Origin of the sequence: uncultured Pseudosulfitobacter sp., from assembly GCF_963976325.1 — a bacterium.
Lineage (GTDB): Bacteria > Pseudomonadota > Alphaproteobacteria > Rhodobacterales > Rhodobacteraceae > Pseudosulfitobacter.
This window is the reverse complement of sequence record NZ_CAXBJW010000002.1, coordinates 362,489-374,539: the sequence shown is the minus strand read 5'-3', so window position 1 is coordinate 374,539 and position 12,051 is coordinate 362,489. Positions and strand designations below refer to the sequence as shown.

The 12,051-nt window shown below is 61.9% G+C and carries 9 protein-coding genes; 8 read left to right on the top strand and 1 reads right to left on the bottom strand.

What is annotated here, in order from left to right:
• The first annotated feature begins 1 nt into the window (after position 1).
• From AAC077_RS09025 to gltB, 4 genes are read left to right on the top strand one after another with little or no spacing between them, the layout of a single operon-like run.
• Positions 2-1,441 (top strand): NAD(P)-dependent oxidoreductase, encoded by a 1,440-nt coding sequence (locus AAC077_RS09025; RefSeq protein WP_339768703.1) that lies wholly within the window; start codon positions 2-4, stop codon positions 1,439-1,441.
• Between the two features lie 47 nt (positions 1,442-1,488).
• Positions 1,489-1,935 (top strand): GFA family protein, encoded by a 447-nt coding sequence (locus tag AAC077_RS09020; protein WP_339768701.1) that lies wholly within the window; start codon positions 1,489-1,491, stop codon positions 1,933-1,935.
• Positions 1,932-2,360 carry a GFA family protein gene (locus tag AAC077_RS09015; protein WP_339768700.1) on the top strand — a complete coding sequence of 143 codons (429 nt, stop codon included), beginning with the start codon at positions 1,932-1,934 and terminating at the stop codon, positions 2,358-2,360. Before AAC077_RS09020 ends, AAC077_RS09015 begins: the two co-directional genes overlap by 4 nt.
• Entirely contained in the window at positions 2,357-6,886 is a 4,530-nt protein-coding gene (gene gltB / locus AAC077_RS09010; RefSeq protein ID WP_339768698.1) for a glutamate synthase large subunit, read from the top strand. Before AAC077_RS09015 ends, gltB begins: the two co-directional genes overlap by 4 nt.
• A 22-nt stretch (positions 6,887-6,908) precedes the next feature.
• On the opposite strand, the gene AAC077_RS09005 is transcribed toward gltB, so the two are convergent.
• Positions 6,909-7,160 (bottom strand): hypothetical protein, encoded by a 252-nt coding sequence (locus AAC077_RS09005; protein WP_339768696.1) that lies wholly within the window; start codon positions 7,158-7,160, stop codon positions 6,909-6,911.
• 331 nt (positions 7,161-7,491) lie between these two features.
• Here AAC077_RS09005 and mtgA point away from each other — a divergent pair, with 331 nt between their 5' ends.
• The 4 genes from mtgA (at position 7,492) to AAC077_RS08985 (ending at position 12,039) form a co-directional block, all read left to right on the top strand.
• Positions 7,492-8,205 carry a monofunctional biosynthetic peptidoglycan transglycosylase gene (mtgA, locus tag AAC077_RS09000; protein WP_339768694.1) on the top strand — a complete coding sequence of 238 codons (714 nt, stop codon included), beginning with the start codon at positions 7,492-7,494 and terminating at the stop codon, positions 8,203-8,205.
• A gap of 61 nt (positions 8,206-8,266) precedes the next feature.
• A complete protein-coding gene (locus tag AAC077_RS08995; protein WP_339768692.1) occupies positions 8,267-8,932 on the top strand; it encodes a glutathione S-transferase family protein in 666 nt (221 codons plus the stop codon).
• A 72-nt stretch (positions 8,933-9,004) separates the two neighbouring features.
• A complete protein-coding gene (gene queG, locus AAC077_RS08990; protein WP_339768690.1) occupies positions 9,005-10,033 on the top strand; it encodes a tRNA epoxyqueuosine(34) reductase QueG in 1,029 nt (342 codons plus the stop codon).
• Complete coding sequence (locus tag AAC077_RS08985) at positions 10,033-12,039, top strand: hydantoinase/oxoprolinase family protein (RefSeq protein WP_339768688.1); 2,007 nt, start codon at positions 10,033-10,035, stop codon at positions 12,037-12,039. Before queG ends, AAC077_RS08985 begins: the two co-directional genes overlap by 1 nt.
• The last annotated feature ends 12 nt before the right edge of the window (positions 12,040-12,051 follow it).

The following is a 12,051-nucleotide window of genomic DNA, read 5'->3' as shown; positions in this document are numbered from 1 at the left end:
CATGGCCAAGCAGCCGATGCTAAAATTCGTAACCGTCGAGCGGGACATGCCCCAAAAGCGTGAAGCCCAACTGCGCCGCGAGGATTTCAATGAAATCTACGCCGAGTTTGCACAGGCCAAGGCCAAGGAGCAATCCAGCCGGTGCAGCCAGTGCGGCGTGCCGTATTGCCAGACCCATTGCCCGTTGCACAACAACATCCCCGACTGGCTGCGTCTGACCGCCGAGGGCCGCCTGCAAGAGGCCTATGAGGTCAGTCAGGCCACCAACACCTTCCCCGAGATTTGCGGTCGCATCTGCCCGCAGGACCGTCTGTGCGAAGGCAACTGTGTGATCGAGCAGTCGGGCCACGGCACCGTGACCATCGGCGCGGTCGAGAAATACATCACCGACACCGCTTGGGAGGAAGGTTGGGTTCTGCCGATCAAGCCGTCGTCCGAGCGTGCCGAAAGCGTTGGCATCATCGGCGCGGGCCCCGGTGGTCTGGCCGCAGCCGACGTGCTGCGCCGGGCCGGCGTGCAGGTGACCGTCTATGACCGTTACGACCGTGCGGGCGGATTGCTGACCTATGGCATCCCCGGTTTCAAACTGGAAAAAGACGTTGTCATGCGCCGGAACGATCAGCTGGCGCAGGGTGGTGTGACGTTCGAACTGAACTGCACCGTCGGTAAGAACATCAGCTTTGCCGACCTGCGCGCGAAACATGACGTGATCATCATCGCCACAGGCGTCTACAAAAGCCGTGACCTGACCGCGCCCAACAGCACGTCCAAGGGCGTGGTGCGTGCGATTGATTTCCTGACCGCCAGCAACCGCAAAAGCTTTGGCGACGATGTGCCCGAGTTTGACAGCGGCGAGCTGAACGCGAATGGCAAGCGGATCGTGGTCATCGGCGGCGGCGATACCGCGATGGACTGCGTGCGCACGTCGATCCGTCAGGGCGCCACATCGGTCAAATGCCTGTACCGCCGCGACCGTGCCAACATGCCGGGCAGCCAGCGCGAAGTGCAAAACGCCGAGGAAGAAGGCGTGGTGTTCGAATGGCTGAGCGCGCCCAAGGGCTTTACCGAAAAAGACGGTGCTGTCAGCGGTGTGATGGTGCAGAAAATGCGTCTGGGCGCGGCTGATGCGACAGGTCGCCAATCGCCCGAGATCATTGAGGGCGCGGATTACGTCGAGGATGCGGACATTGTCATCATGGCGCTGGGTTTCGAACCCGAGGCGCTGCCGACCCTGTGGGACCAACCCGATCTGGAAGTGACCCGTTGGGGCACCGTCATGGCCGAGTTTACGTCGGGCAAGACGGCCATGGATGGCGTCTATGCGGTGGGTGACATCGTGCGCGGCGCGTCGCTGGTGGTTTGGGCCATTCGTGACGGGCGCGACTGCGCCAATGCGATTCTGCAACAGATGACCGCGCCGCAACAAGTCGCGGCAGAGTAGGCACAAGGCCGCCACGACAGGCGGTTTTTACCCAAGCGAGACAGGACATGGATCAGGTTAACTCTGGACAGATCAAGGGGCGGTGCTTGTGCGGCGCGGTGACGGTTGCCGTCACTGGTCCTTTGGGCAATGCTTCGGCTTGCCACTGTTCGGCGTGCACCCGTTGGACTGGGTCGGTTCTGATGGGTCTGGATATTCCGCGCGAACGGGTCACTTATGCCGGTCCGATCAAATCATATGCCTCGTCCAGCTTTTCCGAGCGTGCTTGGTGCGAGAACTGCGGCACTGCGGTCTGGTTTGCCGATACCGAAGGCGAAGGAGCTGCAAATCTGGAGTTGTCGCCGGGCCTGTTCGACGACTTTGGCGGGGCGGCGCTGACGCGCGTTGTCTATGCCGATTGCGCACCGTCGGGTGTGGTGTTGGGCGGTGATCTGCAACGGGTCAGCAAGGCGGATTACGAAGCGACACATCTTCATGTGGAGGATGCGGAGTGAGCCAGCCTATCAACGGCCAATGCCTGTGCGGCGCCGTGACCGTGACCGCCACTGTGACCGATCCCGTGCTGCGGGCCTGCCACTGCGATATGTGCCGCGCCCACACCAGCGGCATGTTCGTGTCGCTGACCACGGACGCGGGCAGCCTGCGGTTTGACGGCCCCGTGACGACCTACAAGTCGTCCGACTGGGCCAACCGTGGCTTTTGCACGACCTGCGGGTCGACACTGTTTTACGAGATTCCCGCCGCCGGCGAACGCAATGTCGCGGCGGGTTTGTTCAAAAATGCAGCGGATGCCCCGCTGACACTGGAATTTTTCGCGGACATGTGTCCGCAGGGCTATGCGCTGGCCGGCGATCATCGTCGACTGAGCACGCCCGAGACAATCGCGATGTTCGCGCCCGTAGAAGGAGACGACCAATGACCAAATATGATGCAGACTGGGTCCGGGCCGAGGAAGCCAAACGCAAATATATGGCCGAAAACGGCCTGTACACCGAGGAAGAAGAGCATTCTTCCTGCGGCGTTGGCCTTGTGGTTAACATCAATGGCTCGAAAAGCCGGGCTGTCGTGGAAAACGGTATCGCCGCGCTGAAAGCGATCTGGCACCGTGGTGCGGTCGACGCCGATGGGAAAACCGGCGACGGTGCGGGCATTCACGTGCAGATCCCCGTGCCGTTCTTCTATGACCAGATCGAGCGCACAGGCCACCGCCCCCGCAAGGACCAGTTGATTGCCGTCGGCCAGGTGTTTCTGCCGCGCACCAACTTTGCCGCGCAGGAAACCTGCCGGACGATCGTCGAATCCGAAGTGCTGCGCATGGGCTACAACATCTATGGCTGGCGCCACGTTCCGGTGAACGTTGCCTGCTTGGGTGAAAAGGCCAACGCGACCCGTCCCGAGATTGAACAGATCCTGATTTCGAACAGCAAGGGCGTGGACGAAGAGACATTCGAACGCGAGCTGTACGTGATCCGTCGGCGCATCGAAAAGGCGGCGCTGGCCGCGCAAGCGCCCCAGTTGTATATCGCGTCGCTGTCGTGCCGCAGCATCATCTATAAGGGCATGATGCTGGCCGAACAGGTTGCGGAATTCTACCCCGACCTGATGGACGAACGGTTCGAAAGCGCCTTTGCGATCTATCACCAGCGGTATTCCACCAACACATTCCCGCAGTGGTGGCTGGCACAGCCGTTCCGCATGCTGGCCCACAACGGCGAGATCAACACGCTGAAGGGCAACCTGAACTGGATGAAAAGCCACGAAATTCGCATGGCCTCCAGCACCTTTGGCGAAATGGCCGAGGACATCAAACCCATCGTCGCCAGCGGATCGTCCGACAGTGCCGCACTGGATGCGGTGTTCGAGGTTCTGGTGCGCGCGGGCCGCAATGCGCCGATGGCGAAAACCATGCTGGTCCCAGAATCCTGGTCCAAGCAGGCGGTCGAGCTGCCGCAGGCGTGGCGCGATATGTATTCCTATTGCAACTCGGTGATCGAACCCTGGGATGGCCCCGCCGCTTTGGCGATGACCGATGGCCGCTGGGTCTGCGCCGGTCTGGACCGCAACGGCCTGCGTCCCATGCGCTATGTCGTGACCAACGACGGTATGGTCATCGCGGGGTCCGAGGCAGGCATGGTGCCGCTGGATGAATCCCGCATCGTGCGCAAGGGCGCGCTGGGGCCGGGTCAGTTGCTGGCCGTGGACATGACCGAGGGCAAGTTGTTCGACGACTCGCAGATCAAGGACCAGCTTGCTGCCTCGCAACCCTTTGGCGACTGGGTCGGCAAGATCAAGGAACTGGGCGACAGCTTTGGTGCTGTGACCGAAAAGGCGCTGTTTTCGGGTGGTGAATTGCGCCGCCGCCAGATCGCGGCCGGTTTCAGCGTCGAGGATCTGGAGCAGGTTCTGGCCCCGATGGCCGAAGACGGCAAAGAGGCGCTGGCGTCGATGGGTGATGACACGCCGTCAGCCGTGCTGTCGAAAATGTACCGCCCGCTGAGCCACTTCTTCCGCCAGAACTTTAGCCAGGTGACCAACCCGCCAATCGACAGCTTGCGCGAATTCCGCGTGATGAGTCTGAAGACACGGTTCGGCAACCTTAAAAACGTGCTGGACGAAGACAGCAGCCAGACCGAGATCCTGACGCTGGACAGCCCCTTTGTCGGCAATGCCCAGTGGGACGAGCTGACCACCCATTTCAACGCCAATCTGGTTGAGATCGACTGTACCTTTGCGCCGGGTGAAAACACCCTGAGCGCCGGACTGGCCCGTATCCGCGCCGAGGCCGAGGACGCCGTGCGTTCGGGCGCCGGTCACATCGTTCTGACCGATCATCACAGCAACGCCGACAAGGTGGCGATGCCGATGATTCTGGCGACATCTGCTGTGCATTCGCATCTGACCCGCAAGGGTCTGCGCACCTTCTGTTCGCTGAACGTGCGGTGCGCCGAATGCATGGACGCGCATTATTTTGCGGTGCTGGTCGGTTGCGGTGCGACCATCGTCAACGCCTATCTGGCCGAAGACTCGATTGCCGACCGCATCGAACGCGGCCTGCTGGACGGCAACCTGACCGATGCCATCGCGCGCTACCGCGAGGCGATTGATCAGGGCTTGCTGAAAATTCTGGCCAAGATGGGCATCAGCGTCGTGTCGTCCTATCGCGGTGGTCTGAACTTTGAAGCCGTCGGCCTGAGCCGTGCCATGTGCGCCGAATACTTCCCCGGCATGACCAGCCGCATCAGCGGCATTGGTGTCACCGGCATTCAGTCCAAAGTCGAAGAGGTGCACGCCCGCGGCTGGCTGAGCGATGCGGTTCTGCCCATCGGCGGTTTCTACAAGGCCCGCAAATCCGGTGAGACCCACGCATGGGAAGCCACGTCCATGCACATGTTGCAAATGGCGTGCAACCGCGCGTCGTTCGAGCTGTGGAAGCAATACAGCGCCAAGATGCGCAGCAACCCGCCCATCCACTTGCGTGACCTGCTGGACATCAAACCGCTGGGCAAGCCCGTGCCGCTGGAAGAGGTCGAAAGCATCACCTCGATCCGCAAACGGTTCGTGACGCCGGGCATGTCGCTGGGGGCCCTGTCGCCCGAGGCGCACAAGACCCTGAACGTTGCAATGAACCGCATTGGCGCGAAATCCGACAGCGGCGAGGGTGGCGAAGATCCGGCACACTTCGTGCCTGAAGCGAACGGTGACAACCCGTCGGCCAAGATCAAACAGGTCGCATCTGGCCGCTTTGGCGTGACCGCCGAATACCTGAACCAGTGCGAAGAACTTGAGATTAAAGTGGCGCAGGGCGCGAAACCCGGCGAAGGCGGCCAGTTGCCCGGCATGAAGGTCACCGACCTGATCGCGCGGCTGCGGCATTCGACCAAAGGGGTCACGCTGATCTCACCGCCGCCGCACCACGACATCTATTCGATCGAGGATCTGGCGCAGCTGATCTATGATCTGAAGCAGATCAACCCGCGTTGCAAAGTCACCGTGAAACTGGTGGCCTCCAGCGGCGTCGGCACGATTGCGGCGGGCGTGGCCAAGGCCAAGGCCGACATCATCCTGATCTCGGGCCACAACGGCGGCACGGGTGCGTCGCCTGCGACGTCGATCAAATACGCGGGCCTGCCGTGGGAAATGGGCCTGACCGAGGCGCATCAGGTTCTGGCAATGAACAACCTGCGCGACCGTGTCACTCTGCGGACCGACGGCGGGCTGCGCACTGGCCGCGACATTGTCATGGCCGCGATGATGGGGGCCGAAGAATACGGCATCGGCACGGCTGCCCTGATCGCAATGGGCTGTATCATGGTGCGTCAGTGCCAGTCGAACACCTGCCCCGTGGGCGTGTGTACCCAGGACGAAGCGTTGCGGGGCAAGTTCACCGGCAACGCGGACAAGGTCGTGAACCTGATCACCTTCTACGCGCAAGAAGTGCGCGAGCTGCTGGCGTCGATTGGCGCGCGCAGCCTGGACGATGTGATCGGGCGTGCGGACCTGCTGGCGCAGGTGTCGCGCGGGTCGGCCCATCTGGACGATCTGGACCTGAACCCGCTGTTGATCACCGTCGATGGCGCGTCGGAAATCGTTTATAACCGCGACAAGCCGCGCAACGCTGTGTTGGACACGCTGGACGCCAAAATTGTGCGTGATGCTGCGCGTTTCCTGGAGGACGGCGAGAAGATGCAGTTGTCTTACGCGGTGCAGAACACGCACCGGACCGTGGGCACCCGCACATCCAGCCACATCGTGCGCAAGTTCGGGATGCGCAATTCGCTGCAACCCGACCACCTGACGGTGAAGCTGACCGGTTCAGCGGGTCAATCGCTGGGCGCCTTCGCGGCGCCGGGGTTGAAGCTGGAAGTGTCGGGCGATGCCAACGACTATGTTGGCAAGGGTCTGTCGGGCGGCACCATCGTTGTGCGTCCGCCGATGTCGTCTGCAATTGTCGCGGCGGAAAACACCATCATCGGCAACACTGTTCTGTATGGTGCGACAGCGGGCTATCTGTTTGCTGCGGGCCGCGCGGGCGAACGGTTTGCCGTGCGCAACTCGGGCGCATCGGTGGTGATCGAAGGCTGTGGCAGCAACGGTTGCGAATATATGACCGGCGGCGTGGCGGTGATCCTGGGCAGCATCGGGGCCAACTTTGGTGCGGGTATGACCGGCGGCATGGCCTATCTGTACGATCCCGAAGGCAAAGCGTCGGCCATGATGAACCGCGAAACGCTGGTGACCTGCCCCGTGACCGTCGACCATTGGCACGACCAGCTTGAAACCTTGCTGGAACGTCACCTTGAGGAAACCGGCAGCCAGAAGGCCGCGGATATTCTTCAGCATTGGGATATCGAGCAGAAGCATTTCATGCAGGTCTGCCCGAAAGAGATGCTTGTGCATCTGCCGGCCCCCTTGTCCATCGAGGAAAAGGCGATCCCGGCGGAGTAAAAAGCGATGGGGCCTTCTGGCCCTATCGTTGCATCATCGCGGCGCGCGCGTTGCGCATGCGCACGGCGTTGTCGCGTGACCCGACATAGGTGTTTTCTGCCAATATGTCGGCCACGCGGCCAACGTTTGTGCCCATCTTGGCCGCGATAACGTTTTCGTCGTTGCCGGACCAGCTGAGCAGCCAGACCGTTGCGGCATCAGAATAGCTGAGCACGGCAGGCTGCGGTGTGGTCGACAGTCCGGCATAGCCGGACGCGCTAAGTGCGGTAATCATCCCGATGTCTCCATGTTGCGTTGCGGGAGTTGCGAAATCGGCAATTCAGCCGTGCAACGACATTAGCATGAAACGCGCCTGCCGCAGTTCCCTTAACAATCTGCTATTTCTTAAATTTTTAGGGATATTCCAGAGCTATCCGCCTTCAGAACTGGGTATTTTGCGGTGCAGGCCCCCATGTCCCCAACATGTGGTGGTGGGTGGCCCCGACCCCGCCTGCTTTTGCGAAAGGCAGCAGGCTTAAATCCATCTGATTTTAGACATTTCACAGTTTCGCCCCGCCGCGCAGCCAGTGATTGCGGGCTTTGGTGGGGACGTTTATAGCTGTTGGATGGCCCGAAAAACGACAAAGAAAACCGCGAAGACAAAGACGACAAAGCGCCTTCGCCCGGGGCGCTGGCTGTTGCGTGCGATCAGCGTCGTGTTCTTGCTGATGGTGTTCGTGGTGCTTTTGTTTTCGGTCGTGAACCCGCCAACCACACTCTACATGGTGCAGGAATCGCGCCGTCTGGGCGGGCTGGACCGTGAATGGGTTCCGCTGGAAAATGTGGCCCCTGTGATGGCCCGGTCGGTCGTGGCCGCCGAGGACGCGAATTTCTGCAATCACTGGGGCTTTGATCTGGTGGCGATCCGCACGGCCATCGAAGAAGGGTCGGGTCGGGGGGCGTCGACCATCAGCCAGCAGGTGGTCAAGAACGTCTATCTCTGGCACGGGCGCAACTGGTCGCGCAAAGCGCTTGAGGCGCTGATGACCCCGCTGGTCGAGGCACTGTGGTCCAAGCGGCGGATCATCGAAGTTTACCTGAACGTGGTTGAGTTCGACGAAGGCGTGTTCGGCATCGAAGCCGCGTCGCAACACTATTTTGGCGTCAGCCCCGCCGCGCTAAGCGATGTTCAGGCCGCGCGCCTTGCCGCGATCTTGCCCCTGCCCAAGGAACGGTCCGCCAGCAACCCCAGCAAATCGGTCCGCAAGCGTGCTGCTGCCGTTCTGGATGGGGCCGCAACAATTGAAGCGGATGGTCGCGCAACCTGTTTCGAGAGTTGAAAAGGGTCGTCAGCCCGTGCAAGGAAGGTGAACGTTTCGTTCCCCTTTTAACGGATGTCCCATGGCCCGAATGTTTCACGTCCCCCTGTCCCCTTTCTGCCGCAAGGTCCGTCTAAGCCTTGCCGAGAAGAAAATCGGGGTTGATCTGGTAGAAGAGAAATATTGGGAGGCCGACGCCGATTTCTTGCGTCGCAACCCCGCCGCCAAGGTGCCAGTTCTGCAACTGGACGGGTTGACGATGTCGGAAAGCGGACCGATCTGCGAATACCTGGAAGAAACACGGCCCGAGCCGTCGTTGCTGCCCAAAGATCCGGTCGCCCGGCTGGAAGTGCGGCGGCTGGTCAACTGGTTTGATGACAAATTTCACAACGAAGTCACATCAAAGCTGCTGTACGAGCGTGTGAACAAAAAGATGATGGGGCAGGGTTATCCCGATTCGAAGAACGTGAAGGCCGGCGCCAAAGCGATCAAATACCACCTGGATTACATGACATGGCTGTTGGATCACCGGCGCTGGCTGGCGGGCGATCAGATGACGCTGGCTGATTTCGCGGCTGCGGCACATTTGTCGTCGCTTGACTATATCTCGGACGTGGACTGGAACCGGTCGGCCGTGGTCAAGGATTGGTACGCCAAGATCAAAAGCCGCCCGGCGTTTCGCAATATTCTGGCCGATCAGGTCCCCGGCTTTCCACCGCCGCGGCACTACAATGACCTGGATTTTTAAGGCAGGCGCGGCGCAGGGGCGCTGCCCCTCGGCCTGCGGCCTCACCCCGGGATTTTTTGAACCAGAGAAGACATGGACCTGAAGCAACAGGTCATCGCCCGCGCGCTGGACGAAGGGTTTGTCATGGCGCGCGTGTGCAGGCCCGATGCGGTGCCGGATGCGGCCGCGCGGTTGGAAGCGTTCGTCGACGCGGGCTATCATGGGCAGATGGGTTGGATGGCCGAGCGGATGCATTGGCGCGGCAATCCCGCTGCCCTGTGGCCCGAGGCCCGGTCGGTGCTGATGCTGGCCGAGAGCTATGCGCCCGAGTATGACCCCTTGCCGTTGTTGGAACAACGCGAGCGCGGGGTGATTTCGGCCTATGCTCAGGGGCGGGATTATCATGACATCGTCAAGAAGCGCCTAAAGCGGTTGGGGCGCTGGTTGATCGAGACAGCAGGCGGCGAGATCAAGGTGTTTGTCGACACCGCCCCCGTGCCGGAAAAGGCGTTGGGACAGGCGGCGGGACTGGGCTGGCAGGGCAAGCACACAAGTCTGCTAAGCCGGGAATGGGGAAATTGGGCCTTTTTAGGCTCTGTTTTCACCACGCTGGAGCTTGAACCGGATGCGCCCGAGGTTGGGCATTGCGGGTCTTGCACCGCCTGTCTGGACATCTGCCCGACCGATGCCTTTCCCGCGCCCTATCAAATGGACGCGCGGCGTTGCATTTCCTATCTGACGATTGAACATGCCGGCCCCGTGGACGAAGATCTGCGGGCCAAGATGGGCAACCGGATTTACGGATGTGACGATTGTCTGGCGGTGTGTCCGTGGAACAAGTTTGCGGTTGCCGCCAGCGATATGCGCTATCACAGGGGCGTTGGAGCGCCGCCCTTGGCGGAACTGGCGGCGCTGGATGATGCCGCGTTTCGGGCGCGGTTCTCTGGCTCTGCGGTCAAGCGGATCGGGCGGGACCGCTTTGTGCGGAATGTCCTGTACGCCATCGGGAATTCGGGTGCGGCGACGCTGCTGCCCGTGGCGCAGGGGTTGTGTGAAGATGCGGATGCGACAGTGGCCGATGCGGCGCGCTGGGCGGTGGCGCGGTTAAAAGGAACGGCCTGATGGCGATCTTGTTGGGTGTGGACACGGGCGGAACCTATACCGACGCAGTGTTGGTGCGGGACGAAAAGACGGTGATCGCCAGCGCCAAGGCGCTGACCACGCGGCAGGATCTTGCGATTGGCGTAGGTGCCGCTGTGCGCGCCGTGCTGACGCAATCCGGCGTGACGGCGGATCAGGTGACGATGGCGTCGCTGTCGACGACGCTGGCCACCAATGCGCTGGTCGAAGGGCAGGGCGGGCGCGTGGCGCTGGTCTATATCGGGTTCCGCGACAAGGATCTGGATGCGCACGGGCTGCGCGAGGCATTGAAGGGCGACCCCTATATCGTGCTTGCCGGCGGGCATGATCATGCCGGTGCGCAGGTCGCGCCTCTGGATGAAGCGGCCCTGATTGCCTTTTTAGAGACACATAAAGCGGATGTCAGCGGCTTTGCCGTCGCGGCGCAGTTTGGCACGCGCAACCCAGGCCACGAGCTGCGGGCGGCTGAACTGGTCACGCAGATCACCGGACGACCCGTGTCTGCGTCGCATCAATTGTCGGCCAAGTTGAACGGACCGAAACGGGCGCTGACCGCCGTACTGAACGCACGGCTGATCGGGTTGACGCTGCGGTTGATCGGGCGGGCCGAGCAGGTGCTGGTCGATCTGGGGGTAACGGCGCCGATGATGGTTGTGCGCGGCGACGGGGCGCTGATGAGTGCCGCACAGGCCCGTGCACGGCCGATCGAGACGATCCTGAGCGGACCCGCCGCGTCGATTGTTGGTGCACGTTGGATGACAGGGGCGGACACTGCGCTGGTCAGTGACATTGGCGGCACCACCACGGACGTGGCGATGCTGAAAAACGGGCGGCCTGCGATTGATCCCGCGGGCGCGCAGGTCGGTCCCTATCGCACGATGGTCGAAGCCGTCGCTATGCGCACCACGGGGTTGGGTGGCGACAGCGAGGTGCATTTTACCGTGGATGGGTTACAAGGCGGCGTGACCTTGGGACCGCGCCGTTTGTTGCCGGTGTCGTTGATTGCGCACGAGGCGCCAGAGGCGGTTCTGCCCGTGTTAGAGCAACAATTGCGCGTCACGACGCCTGGTGAATACGATGCGCGATTTGTCCGGGCGGTGCCGGGGATCGAGGCGCATGGGCTGGCGGAACGGGATGCGGATCTGCTGGGCCGGATTGGCGCAGACGTCTGGCCGCTGGGCAAAGTTCTGAAATCACGTATGGAGGTGGCCGCGCTGAAACGGTTGGTCGAGCGTGGATTGGTGCAGGTTGCAGGCGTGACGCCGTCGGACGCGGCGCATGTTTTGGGCGTTGTGTCTGCCTGGAACTCAGATGCCGCGCGGATGGCGCTGGAACTGTTCGGCAGGCGACGCACCGGTGCGGGTGTTACGCTGGCCCGCGATCCGCAGGTGATGGCGCAGATCATCGTCGACCAGTTGACGCATCAGACCGGTTTGGCGTTGTTAGAGACTGCTTTTGCAGAAGACCCGCAAGAGTTTGGATTGTCGCCCGAGGTTCTGGCCCGTCACGTTCTGATGCAACGCGGGTTGGGCCGACACGCAGGCGTTGTGCGCATTGACGCCGGCCTGAACGTGCCGGTGATCGGTCTGGGCGCATCGGCGGCCAGCTATTATCCGGCTGTCGGTGTGCTGATGGGGTGCGACATGATCCTGCCGGAACATGCGGGTGTCGCCAATGCGATCGGGGCTGTTGTCGGGCGGGTGACGATGCGGCGCAGCGGGACGGTGACATCGCCCAGCGAAGGCCGGTTCCGCGTGCATCTGGACACTGGCCCCGAAGATTTCATGTCTTCGGACGCGGCGTTGACTCGGCTAGAAGCAGCCCTGCACGCAGCGGCTGTGTCCGAGGCCCAAGCCGCCGGTGCGGGGGATATACAGGTCAGGGTCGAGCGGGACATTCGCACCGCCGAAGCCGAAGCGCGGCAGGTGTTCGTCGAGGCGACGCTGACCGTCGAGGCATCTGGCCGCCCGCGGGTCGCGGACGGCTGAATTGCTTTGTTA

Bases quoted from the DNA above. Each gene is read 5' to 3' on its own strand.
- mtgA (WP_339768694.1), top strand. From the start codon at position 7,492: ATGGCCCGAAAAACGACAAAGAAAACCGCGAAGACAAAGACGACAAAG.
- AAC077_RS08995 (WP_339768692.1), top strand. From the start codon at position 8,267: ATGGCCCGAATGTTTCACGTCCCCCTGTCCCCTTTCTGCCGCAAGGTC.
- queG (WP_339768690.1), top strand. From the start codon at position 9,005: ATGGACCTGAAGCAACAGGTCATCGCCCGCGCGCTGGACGAAGGGTTT.
- AAC077_RS09020 (WP_339768701.1), top strand. From the start codon at position 1,489: ATGGATCAGGTTAACTCTGGACAGATCAAGGGGCGGTGCTTGTGCGGC.
- AAC077_RS08985 (WP_339768688.1), top strand. From the start codon at position 10,033: ATGGCGATCTTGTTGGGTGTGGACACGGGCGGAACCTATACCGACGCA.
- AAC077_RS09025 (WP_339768703.1), top strand. From the start codon at position 2: ATGGCCAAGCAGCCGATGCTAAAATTCGTAACCGTCGAGCGGGACATG.
- AAC077_RS09005 (WP_339768696.1), bottom strand. From the start codon at position 7,160: ATGATTACCGCACTTAGCGCGTCCGGCTATGCCGGACTGTCGACCACA.
- gltB (WP_339768698.1), top strand. From the start codon at position 2,357: ATGACCAAATATGATGCAGACTGGGTCCGGGCCGAGGAAGCCAAACGC.